Consider the following 26,564-nt stretch of genomic DNA (forward strand, 5'->3'; position numbering starts at 1 on the left):
TTCACACCGAAAAGCGGTGGCCCTCGGATTGATCCGAGGGCCACCGCTTTTCGAGATTATCGTGAGACGAGCCGTCAGCCTTGCGCGACTTCGCCCTGAGCCGAAGCCGAGGACGCGTCTTCCTGGACGTGGACGCCGACGCTGCCCATCCCCGCCACCCAGCCGGTGATCTTGCGGGAGAGGTCCTGAGCCGTGAGTCCGAGTTCCTTGTGGATGGCTTCGCGGCTGGCGTGATCGAGGAACTGCTGGGGAACGCCCATGTCGCGGCACGACGTGTGCACTCCGGCGGCACGCATCGCGGCCGAGACCGTCGAACCGATGCCGCCGTGCAGACCGCCGTCTTCGATGGTGACCACGAGGGCGTACTTGTCCGCCATCTTCACCAGCGAATCGGCGACCGGCAGAACCCATCGCGGATCAACGACGGCAACCGAGATGCCCTGCTTGTCGAGCCGCTCGGCAATCTCGAGCGCCAAGGATGCAAACGGGCCCACCGCGACGAGGAGCACGTCGCCGCGCTCACCCTCGCTGGCCTTGAGGACGTCGACCATTCCGTCGAGTCGCTTCACTGCCGGAATCGCTTCGGGTACAGCACCCTTCGGGAACCGTACGACCGTTGGGCCGTCGTCGACGAGAAGCGCCTCGTCCAGTTCTTCCCGCAGTGTGTCTGCGTCACGCGGTGCCGCGACGCGAATCCCCGGGATGATTCCGAGCAGCGAAAGATCCCAGACGCCGTTGTGGCTGGCGCCGTCGACTCCGGTGACCCCGGCGCGGTCGAGCACGACTGTCACCGGTTGTTTGAGTAGCGCGACGTCCATCAACAATTGGTCGAAAGCCCGATTGAGGAAGGTCGAGTAGATAGCAACGACGGGGTGAAGTCCGCCAAGTGCAAGACCGGCGGCCGAGGTCATCGCATGCTGCTCGGCGATACCGACGTCGAAAATCCGATCGGGGAACTTCTCACCGAATGCCGCGAGGCCGGTGGGCCCGGCCATTGCCGCGGTGATGGCGACGATGTCCTCACGACGTGAAGCCTGCTCGATTAATGCGGCCGAGAAGACCGACGTCCAGTCCGGCGCGGACGACTTGGTGCCGCGACCGGTGACGGGATCGATGACACCGGTGGCATGCATCTGGTCGGCCACGTCGTTCTCGGCGTGTGCGTAACCGTTGCCCTTACGAGTGACGGCATGCACGATGACCGGTCCGCCGTAGGCCTTCGCCCGGCGCAACGCCGATTCCATGGCGGCTTCGTCGTGACCGTCGACCGGTCCGAGGTACTTGATACCCAGATCGGTGAACATGACCTGAGGGCTGACCGCGTCCTTGAGACCCGCCTTCATTCCGTGCAGGACGGAGTACGCGGTGCGCCCCACCCAGGGCAGTCTCTTGACCAAGCGTCGGCCACTGTCGAGGGCGCGCTCGTAACTCGGCGCGGTGCGCAGTGCCGAAAGATGGTCGGCGAGGCCGCCGATGGTCGGCGCGTACGAGCGGCCGTTGTCGTTGACGACGATCACCACCGAACGGTCTTTTCCGGCTGCGATGTTGTTGAGGGCTTCCCAACACATTCCGCCGGTCAGGGCGCCGTCACCGACGACGGCGACAACGTGGCGATTCTGGCCCGTGAGCGCGAAGGCCTTCGCGAGGCCGTCGGCATAGGACAACGCGGCGGAAGCGTGAGAGGACTCGACCCAGTCGTGTTCGCTCTCGGCGCGGCACGGATACCCGGACAGTCCGCCCTGCTTACGCAGAGTGTCGAACTGATCCTGACGACCGGTGAGGATCTTGTGCACATAGGCCTGATGGCCCGTGTCGAAGATGATCGCGTCCTGCGGCGAGTCGAAAATTCGGTGCAGTGCGAGGGTCAACTCCACGACGCCCAAGTTGGGCCCGAGGTGACCACCGGTCGCAGCGACCTTCAGCACGAGGAACTCACGAATCTCGTCGGCCAACTCCGTCATCTCGGCGTGGCTCAACTGACGTAGATCGTCAGGACCCTGAATGCGGGCAAGAACACCCAACGAGATCGCTCCCTCCGTGCTTCACAGCTGCACCGGTGCGCGCCGCGGCTGTCTTCGCGACAGTGCTGCCAGTCTACGGAGCGTTCCGGCGAACCGACACGCGGACTCGGCCCGAATCCGGTGTGACTTCGCGTAACAGCGAAATCCCACGGATCGCTCGTGATCGCAATCACAGACAAATGGGATCCGTCGCAATCGACTCGACAACTCTTGTTCCACAAAACGACCGCCATGTCGGCTTAAGGTCGACATATGGGAACTGTGGTCGAAGACCTGATAACGCGAGTGTTCGACGAAGTCCGATCACTCGACGAGGGCGAGTTGGCCGACTACATCCCCGAACTCGCGGCGGTCGCCCCCGATTCGTTCGGAATCTGCATCGCCACCGTCGACGGTTACGTCTACGAGATCGGCGACTCGCGAATCCCGTTCACCATTCAGTCGATCTCGAAACCCTTCACCTACGCCTTGGCTCTCGCCGATCGGGGAAGCGAGGCGGTTGCCGCGAAAATCGACGTCGAACCATCCGGCGAGCCGTTCAACGAAATCAGCCTCGACCCGCTCACCGAACGGCCACGAAACCCCATGATCAATGCCGGGGCGATCACCGCTGCATCACTGGTCGCCGGCCCGAATCCCGAGGCCCGCTTCGAGCGCATCCGCTCGGCGTACTCGAGGTACGCGGGCCGCGAACTGGCATTCAACGAGTCGATCTACACCTCCGAGGCGCGCACCGGTCACCGCAACCGCGCGATCGGACACATGCTGCGATCCTTCGACGTCATCACCGGCAATCCCGACGAGGCCGTCGACCTGTATTTCCGTCAATGCTCGATCGACGTGACCTGCCGCGACCTGAGTCTGATGGCTGCGACGATGGCGAACAACGGTGTCAATCCGCTCACCCACGAGCGCGCGCTGGCTCCCGCGGGCGTCGAACAGGTCCTCAGCGTCATGGCTACGTGCGGAATGTACGACGGCGCCGGCAAGTGGCTGGTAGAGGTCGGATTGCCGGCCAAGAGCGGCGTCGGCGGCGGAGTCCTGGCGGTTCTGCCTGGCCAGATCGGCATCGCGGTGTACTCCCCCAGGCTCGACGTTCACGGAAACAGCGTTCGCGGAGTTGCGTCTGCCCGCGCACTGTCGAAGGAACTCGAACTGCACTTCCTCCACGTGACGCGGGCGTCACGCTCGTCGATCCGGGCCAGATACAGCGTCATCGAAGCACCGTCGCGAGTACGACGCACCCCGACCGAACAGGCTGTGCTCGACGACGTCGGCAAGCGCAGCCGGGTCTACGAACTGCACGGCGATCTCCTCTTCACCGGTGCCGAATCGGCGGTCCGCGAAATCGGCTCGGTGGACGAGGGCCTCGAAGTTGTCGTCATCGACGTCCGCCGTGTCGACGACGCCAGCGACGTCGCAGTACGCATGATCACTGCGCTGCAGGTTCAACTGGCCGAGCAGGCTTGTGCGGTGGCCGTCGTCGATCCGCAAGGACTGCTGGGACAACGAAGTTCGAGCATCGACCCCGCCAGAAGAAGTGGTCGGGTTTTTGCGGATCTCGATTCCGCCATGCAGTGGTGCGAAGACACGTTGCTTGCGGTGCATTGTGAGGCCGAACGGCAGGCGTCGACGATCTCGATCGAGGACCACCCAGTTCTCGATGCTCTGTCAGCGGCACAGATCGAGGGATTCTCGGCAGAGTTGGAGACTCGTACCTATGCCCGCGGCGAGAAGATCGCCCGCCGAGGTGAATCGGCGTCTGGCTTCTACCTGATTCTCAGTGGCCAGGTCAGCACCATGTTCACCGACGCGCACGGGGTCGAGCACCGCATCACGACGCTCTCCGCCGGAATGACGTTCGGCGAGATGACGATGTTCCTCGACACTCCGTTCCTCAACGACATCCGCGCCGATTCCACGGTCACCGTGGCCGTGCTGACTCCGGAGCGATATGCAGAACTGACCGCGCAGGCACCCGAGTTGAAACTTGCGCTGCTCGAACGACTGGCTGCGGGAGCCTACGAGCAATTGGACCTGATGTTGCGGAGTGTCATATCCGCCGGACGAATCGGATAGGAAGTACACATGCCGACCACCGCCCTCACCTCGGAGCCGTCCACTGTCACGGTGACCGGAACTGCCACTGCAACAACTGTTCCCGACATCGTGCGGCTGACGATCGGAGTATCGGTGACGCAGACGGCCGTTTCCGACGCATTCGACGCCGTCGCGCGTCTGTCCACTGCTCTGACCGAGACCCTGCACGCGCGCGGTGTGCGCGGAGCGGACCTCACCACCGCCGGGCTGAGCGTCCATCCGCAGACTCACTGGAGTGACGGAGGCCGCCAGGAGACAACAGGATTCACCGCATCGACAACTTTCCGAGTCGTACTGCGAGAGCTGGAGCCGGAAGCGGCGAACTCCCCCGCCGCCGTCATCGCGGCGTGTGTATCGGTGGGCGGCGACGCGATTCGGCTCGACGGGCTCGAGTTCGACCTCGACGACCGCAGCGATCTGGCGACAAAAGCACGCGAATTGGCATGGACGGCAGCCGAATCGAAAGCCAGACAGTTCGCAGACCTGGCAGACAAAGATCTGGTCGAAGTTCTCGAGGTGCTCGAGGACTTCGACCAGATCGTGCCGATGCGCGGACGTGTCGCGGCGATGAAAGCGGATTCGGCCCCGATAGCCGTCGAACGCGGAGAGATCGAAGAATCGATCTCTGTCCGCGTTCGATGGGCTATGGCGTGACAGAACTGTTCAGAAGACGCGGCCGGCGGTAGACCAGCCGGGCATGCGGATCAGCGAGTGAGGTTCTTCTCTTCGTTCTTCTCTTCGCGCTCTTCTTCGTACTTCTGCTCGGCGTCAGGAGTCGCGATGTCGATCGTGGTGCGCAGCGGACGGTTCGGGATGAAGATGACCGACACGAGCGTGACCACAGCGACGACGGCTGCGACCAGGAAGATCCGTCCTGTTGCGTCGCCGTAGGCGAACCGAACGATCTGCGAGACGAAGTCAGGCATATTGCTCAGGTCGAGGCCGTCCTGGAGGCTCTTTCCAGCTACTGCCTGCTGCTCGGGCGGCAAGGTGGAGACCGAATCGACTGTCAGTGTCTTGACGCGGGTCGCAAGAATCGAACCGAGCACCGACACGCCGATCGCGCCGCCGAACGTGCGGAAGAACGCCACGATACTGCTGGCGGCACCGATGTTCTCGACGCTGACCGTGTTCTGCACCGCGAGCACGATGTTCTGCATCAACATGCCGGTACCCAGACCGACGATGGCGATGAAGATTCCGATGGTCCAGAGGCTGGTGGCGTGGTCGATCGTCGACAGCAGCCCGAAACCGACCAGCAGCAGTACCGCGCCGGCGACGATGAAGGGCTTCCACTGACCGAACTTGGTGATCAGCTGTCCCGAGCCGACGGAGGCGACGAGCATGCCTGCGACCATCGGAATGGTGAGCAATCCGGCTTCGGTGGGATCGAATCCGCGTGCGGTCTGGAAGTACTGCGTCAGGAAGGTCGTCGCGCCGAAGAGGCCGACACCGACTGCGATCGAGGCGATGATCGCGAGAGCAGTTGTGCGCTCGGTGATGATCTTGATCGGCAGGATCGGATCCTTGACCTTGGATTCGACGAACATCGTCAGGCCGAGCAGGGCCAGACCACCGATGACGAAGAAGGCCGACTCCTTCGAGAACCAGGCGTAGTAGTCGTCCTGACCGGCAAACGAAACCCAGATCAGCAGGACGCTGACACCGGCGGTGAGCAAGGTGGCGCCCATCCAGTCGATGGAGACGTTGTCCTTCTTCACGGTCTCGACGTGCAGTGTGCGCTGAAGCAGGAACAGTGCGATGACTGCCAACGGAACACACACGTAGAAGCACCAGCGCCAGCCGGCAGTGTCCACGAGGACGCCGCCGAGGATCGGCCCACCGGACATCGAGACGGCCATTGCCGCACCCATGTATCCGGAGTAGCGACCGCGATCTCGCGGCGGGATGATCGTGCCGATGATGGCTACGACGAGAGCAGTCAGGCCGCCCATGCCGATGCCCTGGATGACACGTGCACCCAGCAGCAACGGAACATTGTGCGCCGCGCCGGCGATAACCGAGCCGATCACGAAGATGACGATCGCGGTCTGGACCAGGACCTTCTTGTTGTAAAGGTCGGCCAGTTTGCCCCAGATCGGCGTCGATGCCGCAGTGGCGAGCAGTGCCGTGGTGATGATCCAGGCGTACTGCGTCTGAGTTCCGTGCAGTTCACCGATGATCGTGGGAAGCGCTGTCGAAACGATGGTGCTGCTGAGCAGCGCGGTGAACAGCGCTGCGATCAGTCCGGTGAGTGCTTCGAGAATTTCGCGGTGAGTCATCGCGCCCGCTTCGCGAGCCGATCCGTCACCTCCGGTACTTGCCCGGGTTTCTCCTACTGTTGCTGCCATGTGCCTTATCTCCCAATACTTTCTACGCCCGTGTGCGGAACTGCCGGTGAGGCCTGCCGATTCGATGCGCCGAACGTCTCGTTGAGACGTTGCAGCGATGTCACTGCGGCCATGGCCTCTTCCTGGCTCCAGTCTTCGAGCATGTTGCGCAAACGCGCCGCACGCCGCTGCGTGGTTCTCCGTAAAACGTCGTGTCCCTCTTCCGATACTCGGATGCGGAACGCCCGCTTGTCAGCCGGATCGGGATTTCTCTCGACATACCCAGCGTCGACCAGATCCGACATTTGCCGGCTGAGCGACGACTGACTGACACACAGATCGACGGCCAATTCGTTCTGTCGGCACTCCCCACGCGCTGCCAGCATGAACAACACACTGACCAGCGCAGGCGGCAGCAGGCTGTCTGCACCGGTGGTGACCGCGGCTCGCAGCGATCTGCCGAACATGAAGATCGTGTCGACGAGCGCCTGGGCCGTCTCCGGCTGTACCGACATTGCCTACCCCTGAATTCGAGCGGCCCGAACGAGCCGTGACTTGAAAACGGAAAACTACTTGCAGAACGAAACTATACGATTAGTTGCGTAATGCAAGCAACTGTTCTGAACGCGAGAAGCGTCACACCGTTTCAGGGAAAGATTTCGGGACGCGTCAGCGTTCGAGGAGCGCGATGCACTCCATGTGGTGTGTCTGAGGGAAGGCGTCGAACGCCCGGAGGCCGCCGATTCTGAAGCCCTGCTCCAGGTAGAGACCGATATCGCGGCCGAACGACGCCGGGTCGCACCCGATGTGCACGATCCGTTCGGCGCCCGTTGCGGCGAGAGCTTCCACGACCGGACGGCCGGCTCCCGCACGTGGCGGGTCGAGCACGACGACGGCAGGCGAACGCTCCAGATCCGCGATGACGTTCTCGACGCGGGCGCTGTGGAAGCGCACCTGACCGAGATCGGACAGAGCTGCCCGCCCGTCCGCAACTGCGCGCGCCGAAGATTCGACTGACTCCACCACGCCGGACGGCCCGACAAGGTCGGCGAGCACGGATGCGAAAACCCCGACTCCGCCGTAGAGATCCCACGCCGTGTCCGCGGTAGCGGCTCCGGCCCACTCCCCGACCACCTGTGAGTACGCGTTCGCAGCGCCGCGATGGGCCTGCCAGAAACCGGTCGCGGCCAGCGCCCATTCTCGATTGCCGACGCGCTCGGTCACTGTGTCCGATCCGATGGCCACTCGGGTCTTTCGCGGGCCGCCGCTCGCCGCTCGGCGTGCCATCGCGCCGCGACGCCCCGGCGTCCGCCGTCCCGTCTTGGACACCGCGGGTGCGGCAATTTCCACGACGTGCCGCTGACCGGCAGCGTCGAGAACGACCTGCAGCTCGCTCCCTGGCGCCCATTGCGCACCGCCGAGACCGTCGTACGCGCTCTGATCGATCTGGGTGCAGCGCAGGTCCGTGACGATCCGGTTGCTCCGGTACGCGTGGTATCCCGCGACCCCGTGCCCGTCCACCGCCAACCGGACTCGCGTGCGCCAACCCGTTCCGTCTCCGGTTCCAGGTAGTTCCTCTACCGCGACGTCCGATTCGACACGAGCGAGTCGCAGAAGCTGCTCACGCACGACCGAGGTCTTCATCTCACGTTGGACACTCAGATCCGCATGCGAGTAGTCGCAGCAGCCCGCCCCGCCCGGGCCGGAGATCGGGCATGTCGGATCGATGCGATGCGCAGATGCGTCGAGAACTGTGATCGCGTCGGCGCGGCAGAACGATCCGCCCTTGTCCTCCGTCACCCGGACCAGCGCCCGCTCCCCCGGCAAACCGTGACGGACGAACACGACCCGTCCCTCGTGCCGGGCGACGACGAACCCGCCGTGACCGGGGTTGCCCAGATCGACCTCGAAGGTCTGCCCGGTCCAATTCTCACTCAACGAACTACGCCTGCCATTTCGATGTTGCCGATCATTTTTCGCCGGTGATCATTTCTCGCCGGTGTCGTAACCGCGACGCGTGGCGCCTGCGGTCTTCTCGATGTCCAGCGGCTTTGCCTTTGCCGACGAACTCAGCTGCCACGGAACGCTGGTCACCATCACGCCGGGCTGGAAGAGCAGACGACTCTTCAGACGAAGCGCGCTCTGATTGTGCAGGATCTGCTCCCACCAGTGTCCGACGACGTACTCGGGAATGAAGACGGTGACGACATCACGCGGAGCATCGCGTCGTACACGCTTGACGTAATCGAGAACCGGCTTGGTGATTTCGCGGTACGGCGACTCGATCACCTTGAGCGGAACCGTCACGTCGCTCTTCTCCCACTCACGCACGAGTGCACGGGTGTCGGGCTCGTCGACGTTGACCGTGATGGCTTCGAGGGTGTCCGGTCGCGTGGCTCGCGCGTAGGCGAGAGCTCGCATGGTCGGCATGTGCAACTTCGAGACGAGCACGATCGAGTGTGTGCGGCTGGGAAGTACGCCGTCCCACTCCTGCTCCTCGAGCTCGGCTGCGACGCTGTCGTAGTGCTTGCGGATCATCTTCATCACGATGAAGATCGCGACCATCGCGACGATGGCGATCCAGGCGCCGGCAGCGAACTTGGTGATCAGAACGATGATCAGGACGGTGGCGGTCATTGCGAGACCGATCGAATTGATCACTCGCGAGCGCTGCATCCGGGCCCGCTGTGCCTTGTCGGTCTCGGACTTCAGATGCCGAGTCCAGTGCTTGATCATGCCCGTCTGGCTGAGCACGAACGAGACGAAGACGCCGACGATGTACAGCTGGATGAGCTTGGTGACCTCGGCGCCGAACACCACGACGAATGCGATCGCAGCACCGGAGAGGAAGAGGATTCCGTTGCTGAATGCCAGTCGGTCGCCGCGCGTGTGCAGCTGACGCGGTAGGTACCGGTCCTGCGCCAGGATCGATCCGAGTACCGGGAATCCGTTGAACGCGGTGTTCGCGGCCAGAACCAAGATCAGTGCCGTGACGATCGCCATGAAGAAGAATCCGATCGGGAAACCACTGAACACGGCTTCGGCGATCTGCGCGATCAAGGTCTTCTGGTGGTAACCCTCCGGCGCACCGACCAGCTGTTCCTGCGGATTGTGTGCGTAGACGATGCCGATCTTCTGAGCCAGGATGATGATGCCCATCAACAGGACGATGGCGATCGACCCGAGCAGCAGCAAGGTCGTGGCCGCGTTGCGCGATTTCGGCTTCTGGAACGCCGGTACGCCGTTACTGATGGCCTCGACGCCGGTCAATGCAGCACAGCCCGAGGAGAAGGCGCGCGCGATCAGGAACGCGAAGGCAATTCCGTACAGATGCGAATCCTCGGCGTTGAGTGTGAACGACGACGATTCCGCGTGCACGTCTTCACCAAGAACGTAGATCCGGAAGAATCCCCACCCGAGCATCAGGAACATGCCGACGATGAATGCGTAGGTCGGAATTGCGAACGCGGTACCGGATTCACGGATACCGCGAAGGTTGACCGCGGTCAGCAACACGATCGCCGCAACCGCGAACAACACCTTGTGCTGCGCGACGAACGGCAGAGCCGAGCCGATGTTCGACGCCGCCGACGAGATCGACACGGCGACCGTCAGCACGTAGTCGACCATCAGCGCACTACCGACGGTCAGACCGGCGGTCGGGCCGAGGTTGACCGTTGCAACCTCGTAGTCGCCGCCACCGGACGGGTATGCATGGACGTTCTGGCGGTAACTCGCCACCACCACAGCCATGACGATGGCGACGGACAATCCGATCCAGGGCGTGTACGCATACGCGGAAATACCCGCGACGGAGAGAACCAGGAAGATTTCTTCGGGGGCATACGCGACGGACGACATCGCGTCGGACGCGAAGACCGGTAGTGCAATTCGCTTGGGTAGCAGCGTGTGCCCGAGTTTGTCGCTTCGGAACGGCCGACCGAGCAGGAGCCGCTTGGTAGCGGTCGAGAGCTTAGACACGTGCAAAGCGTAAGCCGTCTCGCCCGATTCGGAGTCATCAGAGCCCCAACTTCACCTTTTGTCGTGACACCCGGCACGCAGGCGACCGTTGTACTTGCTCTTCCCGTGAGGGGCTGTACCGTTCGATTCGGCGTGCAATCGCGCCATGAGGGTCCATGAACGGAGTAGGGCGTGTATGTCGTCATCATGGGGTGCGGTCGAGTGGGTTCTTCCCTCGCCGCGTCTCTGACCAGGATCGGACATGAGGTCGCCGTCATCGACCGCGATCAGAGTGCGTTTCTGCGTCTCGATCTCGACTTCCCGGGAACCAAGGTTCTGGGAATGGGGTTCGACCGTGACGTGCTGGTCCGGGCGGGCATCGAGCGGGCCGACGCCTTCGCTGCGGTGTCATCGGGAGACAACTCCAACATCATCGCGGCGCGAGTCGCACGCGAGACTTTCGGCGTCGAACGCGTCGTCGCGCGTATTTACGACGCCAAGCGTGCCGCTGTTTACGAGCGCCTCGGCATCCCCACCGTCGCGACCGTGCCGTGGTCGACGGATCGCTTCCTTCACACGCTGACCAAGGAAAGTCAGACCGCGAAGTGGCGCGATCCTTCGGGCACTGTTGCGATTACCGAACTTGCCCTGCACGAGGATTGGGCCGGCAAGCCGATCGCACTCCTCGAGAGCGCGACCAGTTCGAGAGTCGCCTTCATCATCCGATTCGGAACCGGCGTGCTCCCCGATCGCAAGACCGTCATCCAGGCCGACGACCAGGTCTACATCGCCGCGGTATCGGGAACTGTCGCCGAAGCGATCGCACTGGCCGGCAACCCGCCGCCGAGTGACGACTGACGGAGGCCGCAGATGACTGATCCGAACGCCGCCCCTCACAACAAGCCTGCGACTGTGTTGCACTACAACGTGATTGGAAGTTCTCGATGAAGGTCGCCATCGCCGGAGCCGGCGCCGTAGGCCGCTCCATTGCGCGAGAGCTGATTCGAAGCTCACACGACGTCATGCTGATCGAGCGCAAACTCGATCACATCGAACCGGAGTCGGTGCCCGAGGCGAAGTGGGTACACGCGGACGCGTGCGAACTCAGCCGCCTCGAGGACGCGTCGATGGAGTCCTACGAGGTCGTGATCGCCGCAACCGGAGACGACAAGGCCAACCTGGTCCTCAGTCTGCTCGCGAAAACCGAGTTCGGCGTTCGCCGAGTTGTCGCCCGCGTCAATGATCCCCGCAACGAATGGCTCTTCGACGAGTCGTGGGGCGTCGACGTCGCCGTCTCGACACCGCGGATGCTCGCTTCGCTCGTCGAAGAAGCCGTCTCCGTCGGTGACCTGGTCAAACTGATGACACTGCGGCAGGGGCAGGCCAATCTCGTCGAGATCACGTTGCCCGACAACACACCTCTTGCCGGAAAAGCCGTCAAGAAGCTCGAACTTCCGCGGGACTGCGCACTGGTCACCATTCTGCGGGGCGGGCGTGTGATCGTCCCGCAGATGGACGATCCCATCGAAGGTGGAGACGAACTCCTGTTCGTCGCGGCCGTTGACGCCGAGGATCAGTTGCGCGTTGCACTCCGCCTGGAGAATTGACCGACGAACACACTGACGACGAAAGGGAATCACATGGCACAAGCACCCGAAAACACCGTAGTCACCGACAATCCAGCCCAGAGCCGGTACGAGATCCATGCAGACGGCGACCTCGCCGGCATCGAGGACTACACCACGTCCGGTGACGTCGTCTCGTTCAACCACACCGAGATCTACCCGGCCTTCGAAGGATTCGGGCTGGCCGCGATTCTGGTCCGCCAGGCTCTGGACGACCTACGCGCCCGTGGCCTCAAGGTTCACCCGGTCTGCCCGTACGTCGTGAAGTTTCTCGACAAGCACCCCGAGTACCAGGACCTGATCAGCTGAGATCGCGGTCTTCGCGCGGCTTCGTCAGATTCACCGAGCCCACCTCTTCGGACCCTGCGTCCGTTGCGGTGGGCTCGCTGCTTTCGGGCTCCACAACCGGTTCCGGCTCGACGATGCGATCGGCCTTCCGCACAGCCCAGACCGTCACGAGCAGCACCAAACCGGTCAACGGCCAACCCATGCCGATACGCGCGACTGCGAGCCATCCGGTGTGGTCGGTGTCGTAGAGCTGTGACTGAACGAGATACCGTGCACCGAAGACCAGCGCCCACGCCGCCGTCGCGATGTCGTAGAGCCGGACGGCGGAGCTGTGCTTGCGCCAGAGATTGCCGTGCCCGTTGAGATAACCCCAGATGATTCCGACGAGGGGCCAGCGCACGAGGATGGAAATCAGGAAGACCGCACCGTAGGCGAGGCTCGTGTAGATACCGAAGAGGAAATATCCTTTGGCATCGCCCGTGCGATAGGCGATGAACGCGGAAACTCCGACTCCGAGAAACCCGGAAATTGCGGGTTGGAGGGAATCCTTGCGGAAAAGGCGCCAGGCCGCGATAGCGACAGCGACGCCCAATGCGGCCCAGATTGCCGCGGTAAGGTTCCAGATGCTGTTGACCGGGACAAAAATCAGAATCGGCAAAGACGAATAGATCAGACCACTCAGCCCGCCGAGTTGGTCGATTACCGATCGCTGTTGTGTTTCAGTCACCTGTCGAGGGTGCCACAGTCACCGAGTTGCACGGTAAATGCGGGAAACGCGCCTATTCGCCGCGCAGTTCGTAGTAAGGGTTGAAGATCGCCTTGCGACCGTCACGCTCGCCCACACGGCCGCGGATCAGCAGGGTCTTACCGGTCTCGATTCCCGGGATCCGGCGACGCCCGATCCAGACGAGATTGATCACCTCGGTGCCGTCGAAGAACTCGGCCTCGATGCTGGCATTTCCCGACTTGGGACACGCGTCGACGCTGCGGAGTCGGCCCACCATCGTGACTTCTTCACCGCGACGACAATCGCAGGCCTTCTGACCTCCGGAAGCCTTGTTGGACTCGGCCATCTCCTGGGCGTCCAACTGGTCGACGTCCTCGGTCAGACGCTGGGTCAGTCGACGAAAATATCCTGCGGCGGCGGGTGCCATTGCGCGCTCCTGCGAACATGTGTGACGCAAGGGTTTCGCGTCACGTGAAGGGCTGTGTGATCGCCACTGTAGACCCATTACGAGCGTGTAACCACACCGGTCAGTCCGCGTCTCGGGGGCACCGGGCAAGATCAAAAGATGCAGAACTCAGAATCGGCGACCGTTGCCGTCGTTCTCCCAGGTACAGGCTCTGACGCCCACTTCGCAGACCGCGCATTCCGGGCGCCGCTAGCGGCTCTGGGTGTGCGCATCGTCGCAATTGAACCGGACCCTCGGCGTGTCGTGGACGGCTATCTGGACGCGATGGACCGAGCCGCGGACACGCACGGCCGAATCATCGTCGGAGGCGTCTCGATCGGGGCCGCCGTGGCGCTCCAGTGGGCCGCCGAGAACCCCGATAGAACCGTGAGTGTGTTGGCAGCGCTTCCGGCCTGGATCGGGTCGGCGGACGACGCACCCGCTGCAGCGAGCGCGAGGTTCACCGCAGCACAACTGCGCTCCGAAGGATTGGAGGCGGTGATCGCAGCGATGCTCGCGTCGAGTCCGGCGTGGCTCGGAGCCGAACTCGAGCGCTCCTGGCGCTCTCAATGGCCCGATCTCCCGGCCGCGCTCGACGAGGCGGCGTCGTACCACTCGCTCAGCGAGAGCGCGTTACAGGCGGTGGGCATTCCGGTCGGCATCGCTTCGGCGGTGGACGATCCGGTTCATCCCGCGGCAGTGGCGCAGGCCTGGGCGAATACACTCCCCCGCGGCGCAGTCGCCACGACGACGCTCGACATGATCGGGCGCGACCCCGCGGTTCTCGGGGCCACCTGCATCAAAGCGCTCGCGGCGATCGAATCCGATACCACCGCGAGCGCCTGAAAGAAACCCTGCTACTGACCCAATTGCTGCATGGCAGAACCGGATTCGCCGCTACGCGGCGGCGGGGTCGGTCGCGCTGGAGGTGCCGGCGGAGCGGGCGGAGCTGACTGCTGTTGCTGCTGGGCGGCAACCTGTTGCTGCTGCGCTGTCGCCAACTGCTGCTCGTGTGCGGCCGCCAACTGCTCGGCGAGTACCTGCGGGAGCACGACGGGCAGCGGTGTCCGCACCGGATGCGGCTCCGATCCTCGGTTGACGACGGTGTCTCGCAGGATGTCGCGTGCGATTGCCACCAAAGGGGTGTTCGCGGCGGTGGATCCGCTCGGACCCGCAACCACGCAGCGCACCATCCACCGCGGACCGTCGACGCCGATGAACCGCAGGTCCATGTTGGCCGTCACGGCAGCCAGTTCCCGGCCCCAAGGGCCGTTCTCGACGCTCACCGCAGAATTGTCGTCGCGAAGCGACTGCGCGAGCTCGGCAACGACCTCACGCCACTGACCGGGTGATTTCGGGGCGGCGTATGCAGCAACCGTGATGCGGCCATGTTCGGTGACCAGGTGCACGGCCTGCGGCGAACCGTTGGGTGCCATCTCGACCTGCAACTGTCCGCCGGTCGGCATCGGCACCAGAACGGAACCGAGATCCAGGCGCTGACCGTCACGGCCTGCCGTCGGATCGTCGGAATCGATCTCCGTGATGTCGTAAGGGCCTTCCGATTCGTCGCCGAACTCGTCGCCGGCGACGTCGAGATCGTCTTCGACCTCGTCGATCTCCACCGACTCGTCGTTCTCGTCACCGAAGAAGCTGGTGGGTTCCTCGTCGACGTCTGTCTTCTTCTTGCGTCCGAACATGATTCAGACTCCCTCTCCGACGACCGCGCCAGGCGCATCGGTATCGAGTATCGCGTGACCGCCGCTGGAACCGTAGCCTCCGGTTCCTCTGGTCGTGTCGTCCAGCGACTCGACTTCCTCGAAAACCGGAAGTTCGACTCGTTGAACCACGAGCTGAGCGATTCGGTCACCGCGGCGGATGTCGATGGCTGTGGCCGGATCGAGATTGATCAAGCAGACCTTGAGTTCGCCCCGGTATCCCGCGTCCACGGTTCCGGGCGCGTTCACGATCGACAGTCCCGATTTTGCGGCAAGCCCGGAACGCGGATGGATCAACCCGACGGTGCCCACCGGCAAAGCGATCGCGATCCCCGTTCCGACCAGTGTTCGGTGGCCGGGTTCGATGGTGACATCGCTGGTGGAGCACAGATCCACACCCGCATCTCCGGGATGTGCACGCTGTGGAACGGGCAGGTCTGGATCCAGTCGCTTCAAGGCGATGGAGAGATGGTCGCTCACGTGGGCCAAGACTACTCGTAGCGACGGACTATCCTTGACAGGTGCCCGAAACATCTCGACCTGACGTCGCCACCACAACGCCCCCGTCCACGACGCTGTTCTCCGAGCGCCTGTGGGTGCCGATCTGGTGGTGGATCGCCGGGCTGGCCGTAGCCGGACTCCTCGCGGCCGAGGTCCACATGGGCCGCCCGGGGCTTCTCTCGTACCTGGCGTACGTCGTGCTGCTCCCCATCCCGATCTGGGCGGCATTCTGGCTCAGCCGGATGCGCGTCGAGGTGGTGGAGACAGCAGGGGTGAAAGAACTGCACGTGGGTCGAGCCCACCTGCCGGTCGAACTGATTTCGCGGGCGGCAGCAGTGCCGGCTTCCGCAAAGAGTGCGGCGATGGGGCGCCAACTCGATCCGTCGGCGTTCGTCCAACATCGCCCATGGGTCAAGACAATGGTGTTGATCGTGCTCGACGACCCGGAGGATCCCACGCCGTACTGGCTGGTGAGCACACGTCGTCCCGCTGATCTGCTGGCTGCGCTGGATCGCTGACCAGCGCGGTCACAGCAAAGCAGTACTTCCCGACCCTTGGTCGACCCGCGAGCTGACGGGTCGACCACCGGGAAGGGAGATCAGGCAGCGCAGTCCATGCATACGAGCTGTCCGTTGGCATCACTGGCCAGGCGGCTGCGGTGATGAACCAGGAAGCAGCTCGAACACGTGAACTCGTCTGCCTGCTTCGGAACAACTCGAACCGAGAGTTCCTCGCCGGAAAGGTCGGCACCCGGCAGCTCGAAGGACTCCGCGGTGTCCGTCTCGTCGATGTCGACGACGGCTGACTGCGCTTCGTTGCGTCGCGCCTTCAGCTCCTCGAGAGAGTCCTCCGAAACCTCGTCGGACTCTGTACGCCTCGGTGCGTCGTAGTCAGTTGCCATCTCGTCTACCCCATCCTCTTCGTGTATCCCGGTCCCGTGTGCGCCGAGAATCCGGTAGATCCTTGATGCGCATGGAAACCGCCGTGGCATCCAGATCATTCCCTGTCGCTGCATAACGCTGCAGGACTGGAATTAGTGCCCGGAAGTTCCTTCCGGGAACGTGATCTGCGCCTCATTTGGTTGTCATTTCGGCGTCCGGCCGATGCCCAGTTGAACGACCTGGGCCGCCAGACAGTAGCCGACGTGAGCACGAAAGTAGTAACCGAATCGGAAATTTCCGAAAAACGACTGCGAATTGTCACCAAGGCAAGAGCAAGTTGTGACCTTTCGGCGACATTTTCAGACCGGATCCGGGTAGAAACTGCCCGCTAGTTGCCCAACTACCGTTGGGCGATCGCCAGCGGCCCGACGCGTCGAGCCGCGCTTCGGCTGTGTCGTCACACAAGCCCTCTAAGGTAGGCACCGAACGTCATGCCGGCGCCGCTCGGCCCGATGGCGAAGTAGAAGTTTCGTCAAGAAAGTCGAGGGATACCGTGGTTTCTCTGATCACCGAAGGCAGCTCTACCGATGACCAGGGACGTCCGTTCCGCCGTCGGCGCGCGTGGCCGGTGATCGCCGTGTTCGCGGTACTCGCATTGATCGGCAGTGTCTTGTGGGTCCGCATCCTGAGCGCCGAGGCAGAAGTCAGTGACACCGTCGCCTGCAACCTCCCGCAGCCTTCCTCCGATCCCTCGGCAGCGGCGCCACTACCGCTGGGAACCGTCGTCGACCGTTCGAAGCTGCTCGACGTGGATCCCGCTCCCCTGGCGGCCACCAAGGTTCGTGTGTTCAATGCCAACGGCGAACACGGTCAGGCCGCCCAGGTGGCAGCGCAACTGAGCGAGTTCGGCTTCTCCAGCGCGCCGGACGTCCAGGTCGGAAACGACCCCGTCTACGTCGACCAGAACATGGAGTGCCAGGGCCAGATCCGCTTCGGAGCGAACGGCCTCGCCGCCGCCAGTTCCGTCTGGCTGGTCGCCCCCTGCGCCGAACTGGTCCAGGACGGCCGCGGCGACGACACCGTCGACCTGGCTCTCGGCACCTACAACAAGGGCGCCCTGACCCCCAACACCGACGCCACCGCGATCCTGCATGCTCTGGCCGAGCAGCCCGCAAACGCCGAAGTCGCTCCGATGGACATCGCACTGCTCAAAGCAGCGCGCACGGCGCGCTGCTGACAAACCCGGTTCGGCCTCAGCTCGGAATCGGCTGATCTGCGCCGATCGAACTGAGCATGTGCGCGAACTGCTCGGCGATCGCCGGAGCCACCGCATAGACGACATCGCCGTCGGCCGACGTGGAATTGGGCGCCGGGACGTTGATCACGGCGCCCGCTTCGGAAGCGATCAGGGAGCCCGCGGCCCAGTCCCACGGACTCAGCCCGTGCTCGAAGTGAGCGTCGACCCGGCCGGTGGCAACCATGCACAGATCCAAAGCAGCCGAACCTATGCGTCGGATGTCGCGAACCTGCGGCAGGATCTGCCCGATCAAGGTGCCCTGCACCTTTCGGCGATCCGCTCCGTAGCCGAAACCGGTGGCCAACAGAGCCATTGACAGTTCGGTCACCTCATTGGCGTGCAGTTCGCCGAGGACGCCGTCGGCCGTGGCCATGGTTGCGCCGCCGCCCCGGTGCGCGGAATACGTTGTTTCCAGCGACACGTCGACAACAGCCCCGGCCACTGAGATCCCGTCGATCTGTACGGCCACCGAAATGGCGAATGCGGGGATTCCGTAGAGAAAATTCACCGTGCCGTCGATGGGATCGACAACCCATCGAACTCCCGCGGAATCGTCGGTGTCTCCGCCACCTTCCTCACCCAAGATCGAATCTGCAGGGCGCAATTGCGCCAGAAGGTCGCGAATCACCTGTTCGGTTTCGGTATCGACCACCGTGACGGGATCGGTCGGCGTGCTCTTCGCAGCAACCGAACCACCCTCGGAGGCACCGGAACCCACCAGGCCGAATACCTCGGGCCGACGCACGCGGACGTGTTCGGCTGCGCGTTCGGCGACGGCTACGGCAACTGCCCGCAATTGTGCGGGGTCCAGAGAATCGGCGGAAAAGTCGGGCAACGTTCTTTCTGAAGGGCGCACCGGACCATCGCAACACATCTCTACCGAGGGGCACCACTCGAACGCCTGGAGTCGCACGCGCCCGAGTCCTTGTTCGGGTTAGTGTTTGCAACGGTAGATCGTGACCTCGAATTCGACACTCAGGAGCGCAGGACGATGACAACCACAGGTTTCGGGATCGACGTCGGCGGCAGCGGCGTCAAGGGCGGCACGATCGACCTGAGCACCGGGGAAATGATCGGTGACCGCATCAAGATCTTGACCCCGCAGCCGTCCACTCCCGATGCGATCGCGGGCACTGTGGCCGAGATCGTCGAGCAGGCAAAGTGGACCGGGCCGGTCGGCATCACGTTGCCCGCTGTCGTGACCGGCGGCGTCGCGCGCAGCGCCGCGAACATCGACAAGTCCTGGATCGACACCGACGCGGCCTCGCTCTTCGGCAAGGCCCTGGGCGGGCGCGAAGTCACCGTCCTCAACGACGCCGACGCCGCCGGAATTGCCGAGGACTCGTTCGGCGCGGGCAAGGACACCTCCGGCGTCGTGATCCTCTTGACCTTCGGCACCGGAATCGGATCTGCCGTGTTGCACAACGGAGTTCTGTTGCCCAACACCGAGTTCGGCCACCTCGAGGTCGACGGCAAGGAAGCCGAGCATCGAGCGGCGTCGTCGGTGAAGGAAAAAAAGGACTGGAGCTACAAGGAGTGGGCGGTCGAGGTCTCCCGAGTTCTAACCACCTTCGAGAACCTGCTGTGGCCTGATCTCTTCATCGCCGGAGGCGGAATCAGCCGCAAGCACGAGAAGTGGATTCCGCACCTGACCAACCGCACGAAGGTCGTCCCCGCCACCCTCCTCAACACCGCTGGAATCGCCGGAGCTGCGCTCGCGTCGGTCGGACTGACCAGGCCGGCCCCCGTCGCCGGATGAGAAAACCTGCACGTGAAAAGCGGAAAATCTACCTGTTACGGCCCGCCGTGACGTAAGAGTTTCCTGAGAGTCGTTACAATGGTGAAGTCCGGCTGCGCGCCGGCCAACAACCATTGACCTCTCCGCCGGATCACCACTCTGGCGTGACGCCGCACGACACCGTCACGAAAGGGCGTACGTGGCAGCCACCGATACACGTCAGACTGCTGATTCTCCATCAGAGTCAGAGCCACAATCTCCAGCCGTGGAGGCGGCCACCGTCACCGCTCCGGCAGCCAAGAAGGCTCCGGCGAAAAAGGCTCCCGCCAAGAAGGCAGCAGCAAAGAAGGCTCCGGCCAAGAAAGCTCCGGCCAAGAAGGCAGCAGCTAAGAAGGCCAGCCCCAAGAAGGCCGGCGATCCTGATGCCGAAGACGGCGATGTCGAGTTGGAAGACATCGACATCACGGACGGCGACCTTGCCGAGGTCGAGTCCGATGTCGTCGAGGTCGTAGCAGTCGGCGAAGACGAAGAGACCGCTGCAGAGCCGTCCGAAAAGGACAAGGCTTCCGGCGACTTCGTCTGGGACGAGGAAGAGTCCGAGGCTCTTCGCCAGGCACGCAAGGACGCCGAACTGACGGCGTCCGCCGACTCGGTTCGCGCTTACCTCAAGCAGATCGGCAAGGTCGCACTCCTCAACGCCGAAGAGGAAGTCGAACTGGCCAAGCGCATCGAGGCCGGCCTCTACGCCGTGCAGATCATGCAGGATCTTGCTGACAAGGGCGAGAAGTTGCCTGCAGCTCAGCGACGCGACATGAGCTGGATCTGCCGCGACGGCAACCGCGCCAAGAACCACCTCCTCGAGGCCAACCTTCGCCTGGTCGTCTCGCTGGCCAAGCGCTACACGGGCCGCGGCATGGCGTTCCTGGACCTCATCCAGGAAGGCAACCTCGGTCTGATCCGTGCAGTCGAGAAGTTCGACTACACCAAGGGTTACAAGTTCTCGACCTACGCCACGTGGTGGATCCGTCAGGCCATCACCCGCGCAATGGCCGACCAGGCTCGCACCATCCGCATCCCGGTGCACATGGTCGAGGTCATCAACAAGCTCGGCCGTATCCAGCGTGAGCTGCTCCAGGACCTGGGCCGTGAGCCCACGCCGGAAGAGCTTGCCAAGGAAATGGACATCACGCCGGAGAAGGTGCTGGAAATCCAGCAGTACGCGCGTGAGCCGATCTCTCTCGACCAGACCATCGGCGACGAGGGCGACAGCCAACTCGGTGACTTCATCGAGGACTCCGAAGCTGTTGTCGCAGTCGACGCCGTCTCGTTCACTTTGCTGCAGGATCAGCTGCAGTCGGTACTCGAGACGCTGTCCGAGCGCGAAGCCGGCGTGGTTCGCCTCCGCTTCGGCCTCACCGACGGCCAGCCGAGGACTTTAGACGAAATCGGACAGGTCTACGGCGTCACGCGTGAGCGTATCCGTCAGATCGAATCGAAGACGATGTCGAAGCTGCGCCACCCGTCGCGTTCGCAGGTTCTGCGCGACTACCTCGACTAGTCACACCAGCTATACGAAGAAGAGCCGCTCTCCGGATTTCCGGAGAGCGGCTCTTCTTCGTTTGCCGCCTCAGGCCAAGAGTGTGTCCCGGAGTTGTGCGATGTCCCCGTCGCTCAACTGCAGGCCGTCCCGGACGTAGTTGTCGAAGTTGCCGTACACCCGATCCACCGTGGCGAAAGACGTGTCCAGCCACGACTGTTCGACGCCGTCGATGAACGCACTCCCGGTGCGAGGTCCGGTGAGGTACTGGTTGCTGAGCATGTAGTCGGCGTTCACGTCGGCGCGGCTCACGCCGAGGAGGGTCAGAAGAACCGCAGTCATCCAGCCGGTACGGTCCTTGCCCGCCGAGCAGTGGTAGAGGACTGCACCCTCGGTGTTCGCGACGTTCACCAGAGCATCGTGGAATGCGCGGCTCGCCCCCGGATCGGTCGCCATCAACGCGTACATCGTGGGCATGTCCACCAGAGCCGGGAGGTTGGCGGGGTTGGTTCCGATGACGTCGAACCAGTTGGTTCGTGCCCCGTTCGGAATGCGGTCCTGCGAGAGCGTCCGTTCGACGACCGTGCGGAAGTCGTCCACCGATTCCACTCCGCGTTCGCTCAACGACGCGAGATCCGACGGCGTCAGCTTGTCGAGGGCATTCGAGCGAAACACCTTCCCCCACCGAACGGTCCGCCCCTCCTCGGTGACGTAACCGCCGATGTCACGCGCGTTCGACGCACCCTCGAGATGCAGCGATCGGTCTGCGGCAACCTGCGCAGCTGCAGGTCCGGCTTGTTCGAGCGCGGGTATTCCCCCGGCGAGCGCCGGCACCGGACCGCACGAGAGGATCACCGCGCACAGGACTGTCGCGGCGGGACGGGCGATTCTGTTCGACATCCGGACAGAATAGGGCCGCAATCAGGACTTCGTACGAACCTTGATGTACAACGAGGCAACCGGTTCGATAACTCTTGCCGCCACTGGACCGATGACCGCCATCAGGAGCACGTAAGCCGTTGCCAATGCCGCCAGTTCGGCGTCGACCGCACCCGCGGACACCGCCAGCCCGGCGATGATGATGGAGAACTCACCGCGGGCGATCAGGGCGGCACCGGCGCGCGCTTGACCCATTCGCGCGACACCCTGACGTCTGGCCGCCCAGGCGCCGGTGATCAGCTTCGTGATCGCGGTGACGACGGCCAGGATCGCAGCCCACCCGAGGACGGGCGGAATGGAACTGGGATCGGTGTTGAGACCGAAGACCACGAAGAACATTGCAGCGAACAGATCTCGAAGGGGCTCGAGCACGCGACTGGCATTGTGCGCCGTCGACCCCGAGATCGCGATCCCGAGGAGGAACGCGCCCACAGCCGCCGACACCTGCATCGCCGAACTGATGCCGGCAACCAACAGTGCGGCACCGAGCAGCTTGAGCAGGAGCGTCTCGCTGTCGGGACTGTCGAGGAGCGCGGAGACGTACCGCCCGTATCGCAGGGCCACAACAAGAACCACGGTGATGACCAACAACGAGATCCCGACCGCTTCGAGCCCGCCCATGAAGCTGACGCCCGCAAGCATCGCGGTCAGAATCGGCAGATACAGCGCCATCGCCAGGTCTTCGAACACCAGAATCGACAGCACGACCGGTGTTTCGCGGTTACCGAGGCGCCCCAGGTCGCTGAGCACCTTGGCGATGATTCCCGAAGACGAGATGTAGGTGACGCCGGCCATGACCGTCGCCCCCACGACGCCCCAGCCGAGAATCAAGCCGACCACCGCGCCGGGAGTCGCGTTGAGGACGATGTCGACGATGCCCGCTACGCGTGAGCGTTTGAGACCGGTCACGAGCTCGGCCGCGGTGTATTCGAGCCCCAACAGCAACAAGAGCAGGACGATCCCGATCTCACTTGCCAGATGGGAGAACTCGCCAATGTCTCCGAGTTGGATGAAACCGCCCTGTCCGAAGCACAGGCCGCCGATCAGGTAGAACGGGATCGGCGACATCCCCACGCGAGCAGCGAGTCGTCCGAGCAGTCCAAGCGCGAAGAAGACCGCGCCGAGTTCGATCAGTGCGAGGGTGGTTGTGTCCACGCGCCAGTCAGCCGTTGGCCAAGATTTTTGCCGCTGCGGCCAAACCGTCCGGCGTTCCGACTGCTACGAGAAGATCTCCCCCGGTGAAGGTGAAGTCGGGGTTCGGGGACGGGCTGACCTGTCCGGCACGCATGACGGCGACGATGGAGACTCCGGTACGCGTGCGCATGCCTGTGTCCCCGAGGGTCTGCCCGTCGTAGCGCGAACCGTCCTTGATGTAGAGCTGTTTGGTTCGAATGCCCGGAAGGTCACGGTGCTCTTCTTCGAGCTGCGCAACGAGCTGTGGGGCACCCAGGAGATTGCTGAGCGCTGCTGCTTCCTCTGTGGTCAGAGGCAGCGAGGCAGCACACGCGTCAGGGTCGTCTGCCTTGGACACGATGAGGTCGGTATGACCGTCCCGATGGGTGACGACACCCACGCGACGACCGGAAGACAGAACAAAATCCTTGCGCGTCCCGATCCCCGGTAGTGGGGTGACTTCTACGTTCATATACCAACGGTAGCGCCGATCGGCGACCTGCATCGCGTGAGGGCCACAATCCGCCGGGAGCACTTCGCGGCGAGCGAACCGGCGACCTACCGAACCGGCGAAAACACGCCGTTCTCGTCCGGAAGATACTCGACGACAGCGGTGACGGCTGCGACCGGAATCGGGGCGTACAGATGCGGGAATCGCATCGATTCCGGGTCAGAAGGGACGCCCGGTTCGTACTTGACCTGACCACCGAGCAGGGCCGGATCGATGGCGAGAAGGACTATGTCTTCGCGGCCGGCGAAGATCCGATTCGCCGGGAGATGAACTTGCGCCGGAGTCGACATGTGAACAAATCCCTCCGCCTCGAATCCGTCGGGGATACGTTCGCCGTGCTGTTGTGCCCGCGCCCATTCCTCGCGCGTGCACATGTGGAGCAACTCGACGCTCTCGTCGACAAGTGGTTCGCGTCCCGGGTTCATCCGCCCAGAATATCGGGCTGAGGTCGGCGATTCGAATCAGCTGTCAGCGAACAATCTTCACCCGAGAATGCCTGTCCAGCGCATTTCCAGTGAGACACAACACTAAGAAACGCCTTCGGGAACAACCCGTAAACCCCAAACGTCTGTAAGAGTGGATCTACCGCGCCATTCCGACGCGGCGGACCAGGCCCCAGGCACGCGGCCCGAATGCCGCAAAGCCAGTACGGAGGAGTCATGCCCGGAACACTGACCAGCCCACAGTTGACCGCTGCCGACCGGTGCGACCGGTGCGGTGCCGGAGCACGCGTACGCGCCGTGCTTCCCACCGGCGGCGAGCTTCTCTTCTGCGGACACCACGCAACCGAACACGCGGATCGACTTCGCGAGATGAATGCCGTCGTCTCCGAAAGCGAACCCGCAATCTGACCTGTCAGCCGGGGGTGGCCTCTTCACGAGGCGCGCCATGAACGCCAGAACGGGCGATCACATTCACTGTGATCGCCCGTTCTGCCGTTCCGGGGCCGCAAGCACGCGAAGCGTGCGGGACCGGTATCGGCTGCTACCAGCTGCGTAGGATCGCGATGCGCTCGGTCAGCTGATCGACAGTCGCGATGGCCGTCGGCGGGCCTCCGCACACTCGGCGAAGTTCCGCGTGAATGATGCCGTGTGGTTTGCCGGTGCGGTGAACGTTCATCGCCACCAACCCGTTCAGCTCCTTGCGGAGCGCTCCGAGCTGATCTGCCGTGGCCGCTCGATCGGATACCACTGCCGCCGTGGGTTGCGGTGCGGCGGCCTTGGCCGAGTTGGCCTCGACCTGTGTCTGCTGGCGTTGACGCAGCAATGCCCGCATCTGATCGGCGTCGAGTAGGCCTGGCAGACCGAGGTAGTCGGCTTCCTCGTCACTTCCGGCGAATGTCGCGGTACCGAAGGACGATCCGTCGTAGATCACCTGGTCGAGTTCGGCATCGGCGCCCAGGGACGTGAACGCCTTCTCCTCCTCGCCCAGCTCGTCCTTCTGCTTGTTCGCATCGGCGAGCAGGTCGTCTTCGAGGCCGTCCTTCTCACGATGCGGCTTGCCGAGTACGTGGTCACGCTGAGCCTCGAGCTGTGCAGCAAGGTCGAGAAGCACCGGCACCGACGGCAGGAAGACGCTGGCAGTTTCGCCCTTACGACGCGAACGCACGAAGCGCCCGATCGCCTGAGCGAAGTACAGCGGGGTCGACGCGCTGGTCGCGTACACACCGACCGCCAGACGGGGAACGTCGACGCCCTCGGACACCATGCGCACCGCGACCATCCATTTCTGGTCGCTCGCACCGAATTCGGCGATTCGCTTGGACGCGGTGGGGTCGTCGGACAGCACGACGGCCGGCTGTTCGCCGGTGATCGCTGTCAACGCCTTCGCGTACTCGCGGGCCACTGTCTGATCCGTCGCGATGACAAGTCCGCCCGCATCGGGCATACCCGTACTGCGCAGCTGCGCCAAACGGGTGTCTGCTGCTTGCAGCACGGCAGGAATCCAGTCGCCGGCAGGGTCCAAGGCCGTACGCCATGCCCGAGTCGTCTGCTCGGCGCTCAGCGGCTCGCCGAGCCGAGCGGTGAATTCCTCGCCGGCGTTGTTTCGCCACCGCGCCTCGCCCGAGTAGGCGAGAAACACGACGGGGCGAACCACGCCGTCCTTGAGGGCATCCGAATATCCGTAGGAGTGATCGGCTTTCGAGCGGAGCAGACCTTCCTTGTCCGGCTCGTACTCGACAAAAGGAATGGCACTGTCGTCACTGCGGAACGGAGTTCCGGTCAGTGCGAGACGCCTGGTCGCGTCGCCGAACGCCTCACGAATGGCGTCGCCCCAGCTCTTGGCGTCGCCGCCGTGGTGGATCTCGTCGAGGATGACCAGCGTCTTGCGGCCCTCGGTGCGCACACGGTGCTTCGACGGGTGCGAGGCAACCTGGGCGTAGGTCAGCACGACGCCGTGATAGTCACTCGAGGTCTGGCCGGTCGAGTTGGAGAACCGCGAGTCCAATGCCAGGCCGGATCGCTGAGCGGACTCCGCCCACTGGTGCTTGAGGTGCTCGGTCGGCGCCACGACGGTTATCTGGTCGACCGTCCGGTCACGGAGCAATTCCGAAGCTACCCGCAGAGCGAAGGTGGTCTTACCTGCTCCCGGCGTTGCGACCGCCAGAAAGTCACGCGGACTGCTGGAAAGGTACTTGGTCAGTGCACGGCGCTGCCATGCACGAAGGGAACCGGTAGGGGCGCCAGGTTGGGTTCCCGCGGATTGAGCTCCGGCGGGTTCGGGCGAATTGCCGAACTCGGCTGCCACGGTCTCAGACGTCATAGGCCGCGCCTCC

At 63.6% G+C, this 26,564-nt stretch carries 27 protein-coding genes; 11 read left to right on the forward strand and 16 right to left on the reverse strand.

The genetic code is table 11. From position 1 onward, the window contains the following. Positions 1 to 74 precede the first annotated feature (74 nt). Positions 75 to 2,021: a 1-deoxy-D-xylulose-5-phosphate synthase gene (dxs, locus tag QMA15_RS25045; protein ID WP_097387405.1), complete on the reverse strand. Its 1,947-nt coding sequence runs from the start codon at positions 2,019 to 2,021 to the stop codon at positions 75 to 77. Positions 2,022 to 2,273: 252 nt separating this feature from the next. Here dxs and glsA point away from each other — a divergent pair, with 252 nt between their 5' ends. Together glsA and QMA15_RS25055 are read left to right on the forward strand one after the other, a co-directional pair. Next, positions 2,274 to 4,100: a glutaminase A gene (gene glsA / locus QMA15_RS25050; protein ID WP_092765569.1), complete on the forward strand. Its 1,827-nt coding sequence runs from the start codon at positions 2,274 to 2,276 to the stop codon at positions 4,098 to 4,100. 9 nt (positions 4,101 to 4,109) lie between these two features. After that, the gene (locus QMA15_RS25055) at positions 4,110 to 4,775 is read left to right on the forward strand and encodes an SIMPL domain-containing protein (protein ID WP_042951788.1); all 666 of its coding nucleotides are present in this window, start codon (positions 4,110 to 4,112) and stop codon (positions 4,773 to 4,775) included. Between the two features lie 50 nt (positions 4,776 to 4,825). On the opposite strand, the gene QMA15_RS25060 is transcribed toward QMA15_RS25055, so the two are convergent. The 4 genes from QMA15_RS25060 to QMA15_RS25075 all read right to left on the reverse strand — a co-directional run bounded on the left by QMA15_RS25060 (position 4,826) and on the right by QMA15_RS25075 (position 10,432). Continuing rightward, positions 4,826 to 6,472, reverse strand: a complete 1,647-nt coding sequence (locus tag QMA15_RS25060; RefSeq protein ID WP_019748256.1) for an MDR family MFS transporter — start codon at positions 6,470 to 6,472, stop codon at positions 4,826 to 4,828. A 5-nt stretch (positions 6,473 to 6,477) separates the two neighbouring features. After that, positions 6,478 to 6,966: a MarR family winged helix-turn-helix transcriptional regulator gene (locus tag QMA15_RS25065; protein ID WP_003942624.1), complete on the reverse strand. Its 489-nt coding sequence runs from the start codon at positions 6,964 to 6,966 to the stop codon at positions 6,478 to 6,480. Between the two features lie 154 nt (positions 6,967 to 7,120). Further along, positions 7,121 to 8,389, reverse strand: a complete 1,269-nt coding sequence (locus QMA15_RS25070) for a TRAM domain-containing protein (protein WP_069147242.1) — start codon at positions 8,387 to 8,389, stop codon at positions 7,121 to 7,123. A gap of 48 nt (positions 8,390 to 8,437) precedes the next feature. After that, positions 8,438 to 10,432 carry an APC family permease gene (locus tag QMA15_RS25075; RefSeq protein WP_007732857.1) on the reverse strand — a complete coding sequence of 665 codons (1,995 nt, stop codon included), beginning with the start codon at positions 10,430 to 10,432 and terminating at the stop codon, positions 8,438 to 8,440. Between the two features lie 171 nt (positions 10,433 to 10,603). Between QMA15_RS25075 and QMA15_RS25080 the strand changes: the two genes are divergently transcribed. The 3 genes from QMA15_RS25080 to QMA15_RS25090 all read left to right on the forward strand — a co-directional run bounded on the left by QMA15_RS25080 (position 10,604) and on the right by QMA15_RS25090 (position 12,345). Continuing rightward, positions 10,604 to 11,269: a TrkA family potassium uptake protein gene (locus tag QMA15_RS25080; RefSeq protein ID WP_019748254.1), complete on the forward strand. Its 666-nt coding sequence runs from the start codon at positions 10,604 to 10,606 to the stop codon at positions 11,267 to 11,269. An 86-nt stretch (positions 11,270 to 11,355) separates the two neighbouring features. After that, entirely contained in the window at positions 11,356 to 12,018 is a 663-nt protein-coding gene (locus QMA15_RS25085; RefSeq protein ID WP_003942632.1) for a TrkA family potassium uptake protein, read from the forward strand. Positions 12,019 to 12,051: 33 nt separating this feature from the next. Then, positions 12,052 to 12,345 carry a GNAT family N-acetyltransferase gene (locus QMA15_RS25090; protein WP_019748253.1) on the forward strand — a complete coding sequence of 98 codons (294 nt, stop codon included), beginning with the start codon at positions 12,052 to 12,054 and terminating at the stop codon, positions 12,343 to 12,345. On the opposite strand, the gene QMA15_RS25095 is transcribed toward QMA15_RS25090, so the two are convergent. Together QMA15_RS25095 and QMA15_RS25100 are read right to left on the reverse strand one after the other, a co-directional pair. Then, positions 12,338 to 13,051 carry a DUF3159 domain-containing protein gene (locus QMA15_RS25095; protein WP_019748252.1) on the reverse strand — a complete coding sequence of 238 codons (714 nt, stop codon included), beginning with the start codon at positions 13,049 to 13,051 and terminating at the stop codon, positions 12,338 to 12,340. The two genes, QMA15_RS25090 and QMA15_RS25095, sit on opposite strands and share 8 nt — an antisense overlap. Before the next feature lie 52 nt (positions 13,052 to 13,103). Then, positions 13,104 to 13,478, reverse strand: coding sequence for an OB-fold nucleic acid binding domain-containing protein (locus QMA15_RS25100; protein ID WP_003942613.1), 375 nt, complete (start codon positions 13,476 to 13,478; stop codon positions 13,104 to 13,106). Positions 13,479 to 13,616: 138 nt separating this feature from the next. Here QMA15_RS25100 and QMA15_RS25105 point away from each other — a divergent pair, with 138 nt between their 5' ends. Then, the gene (locus tag QMA15_RS25105) at positions 13,617 to 14,342 is read left to right on the forward strand and encodes an alpha/beta hydrolase (protein ID WP_279164311.1); all 726 of its coding nucleotides are present in this window, start codon (positions 13,617 to 13,619) and stop codon (positions 14,340 to 14,342) included. 11 nt (positions 14,343 to 14,353) lie between these two features. On the opposite strand, the gene QMA15_RS25110 is transcribed toward QMA15_RS25105, so the two are convergent. Together QMA15_RS25110 and dut are read right to left on the reverse strand one after the other, a co-directional pair. Next, complete coding sequence (locus QMA15_RS25110) at positions 14,354 to 15,193, reverse strand: DUF3710 domain-containing protein (RefSeq protein ID WP_070385148.1); 840 nt, start codon at positions 15,191 to 15,193, stop codon at positions 14,354 to 14,356. Positions 15,194 to 15,196: 3 nt separating this feature from the next. Then, entirely contained in the window at positions 15,197 to 15,691 is a 495-nt protein-coding gene (dut, locus tag QMA15_RS25115; protein WP_003942635.1) for a dUTP diphosphatase, read from the reverse strand. A 41-nt stretch (positions 15,692 to 15,732) separates the two neighbouring features. Between dut and QMA15_RS25120 the strand changes: the two genes are divergently transcribed. Then, a complete protein-coding gene (locus QMA15_RS25120; RefSeq protein WP_019748248.1) occupies positions 15,733 to 16,230 on the forward strand; it encodes a DUF3093 domain-containing protein in 498 nt (165 codons plus the stop codon). Between the two features lie 80 nt (positions 16,231 to 16,310). On the opposite strand, the gene QMA15_RS25125 is transcribed toward QMA15_RS25120, so the two are convergent. After that, positions 16,311 to 16,613 carry a DUF4193 domain-containing protein gene (locus QMA15_RS25125; RefSeq protein WP_003942593.1) on the reverse strand — a complete coding sequence of 101 codons (303 nt, stop codon included), beginning with the start codon at positions 16,611 to 16,613 and terminating at the stop codon, positions 16,311 to 16,313. Between the two features lie 533 nt (positions 16,614 to 17,146). Between QMA15_RS25125 and cei the strand changes: the two genes are divergently transcribed. After that, positions 17,147 to 17,830 (forward strand): envelope integrity protein Cei, encoded by a 684-nt coding sequence (cei, locus tag QMA15_RS25130; RefSeq protein WP_003942618.1) that lies wholly within the window; start codon positions 17,147 to 17,149, stop codon positions 17,828 to 17,830. A gap of 16 nt (positions 17,831 to 17,846) precedes the next feature. Here cei and QMA15_RS25135 read toward each other — a convergent pair whose 3' ends face one another. Continuing rightward, complete coding sequence (locus QMA15_RS25135; RefSeq protein WP_279164309.1) at positions 17,847 to 18,725, reverse strand: inositol monophosphatase family protein; 879 nt, start codon at positions 18,723 to 18,725, stop codon at positions 17,847 to 17,849. A 156-nt stretch (positions 18,726 to 18,881) separates the two neighbouring features. Between QMA15_RS25135 and ppgK the strand changes: the two genes are divergently transcribed. Both ppgK and QMA15_RS25145 read left to right on the forward strand, forming a co-directional pair. Then, positions 18,882 to 19,649: a polyphosphate--glucose phosphotransferase gene (gene ppgK / locus QMA15_RS25140; protein WP_037120333.1), complete on the forward strand. Its 768-nt coding sequence runs from the start codon at positions 18,882 to 18,884 to the stop codon at positions 19,647 to 19,649. A 178-nt stretch (positions 19,650 to 19,827) separates the two neighbouring features. Further along, positions 19,828 to 21,186: an RNA polymerase sigma factor gene (locus QMA15_RS25145; RefSeq protein ID WP_019748245.1), complete on the forward strand. Its 1,359-nt coding sequence runs from the start codon at positions 19,828 to 19,830 to the stop codon at positions 21,184 to 21,186. A 69-nt stretch (positions 21,187 to 21,255) separates the two neighbouring features. Here QMA15_RS25145 and QMA15_RS25150 read toward each other — a convergent pair whose 3' ends face one another. The 4 genes from QMA15_RS25150 to QMA15_RS25165 form a co-directional block, all read right to left on the reverse strand. Then, positions 21,256 to 22,065, reverse strand: coding sequence for a tyrosine-protein phosphatase (locus QMA15_RS25150; RefSeq protein ID WP_047888402.1), 810 nt, complete (start codon positions 22,063 to 22,065; stop codon positions 21,256 to 21,258). A gap of 21 nt (positions 22,066 to 22,086) precedes the next feature. Next, a complete protein-coding gene (locus tag QMA15_RS25155) occupies positions 22,087 to 23,259 on the reverse strand; it encodes a cation:proton antiporter (RefSeq protein ID WP_003943778.1) in 1,173 nt (390 codons plus the stop codon). Between the two features lie 7 nt (positions 23,260 to 23,266). Beyond that, positions 23,267 to 23,749, reverse strand: a complete 483-nt coding sequence (locus QMA15_RS25160; RefSeq protein WP_021344116.1) for a cation:proton antiporter regulatory subunit — start codon at positions 23,747 to 23,749, stop codon at positions 23,267 to 23,269. Between the two features lie 86 nt (positions 23,750 to 23,835). Then, positions 23,836 to 24,213 carry a DUF952 domain-containing protein gene (locus tag QMA15_RS25165; RefSeq protein ID WP_019748242.1) on the reverse strand — a complete coding sequence of 126 codons (378 nt, stop codon included), beginning with the start codon at positions 24,211 to 24,213 and terminating at the stop codon, positions 23,836 to 23,838. A 234-nt stretch (positions 24,214 to 24,447) separates the two neighbouring features. Here QMA15_RS25165 and QMA15_RS25170 point away from each other — a divergent pair, with 234 nt between their 5' ends. Next, a complete protein-coding gene (locus QMA15_RS25170; protein ID WP_003942643.1) occupies positions 24,448 to 24,639 on the forward strand; it encodes a hypothetical protein in 192 nt (63 codons plus the stop codon). A gap of 133 nt (positions 24,640 to 24,772) precedes the next feature. On the opposite strand, the gene QMA15_RS25175 is transcribed toward QMA15_RS25170, so the two are convergent. Next, entirely contained in the window at positions 24,773 to 26,551 is a 1,779-nt protein-coding gene (locus QMA15_RS25175; protein ID WP_020907558.1) for a DEAD/DEAH box helicase, read from the reverse strand. Positions 26,552 to 26,564 lie beyond the last annotated feature (13 nt).

Origin of the sequence: Rhodococcus sp. APC 3903 (genome assembly GCF_030407755.1) — a bacterium.
Lineage (GTDB): Bacteria > Actinomycetota > Actinomycetes > Mycobacteriales > Mycobacteriaceae > Rhodococcus_F > Rhodococcus_F erythropolis.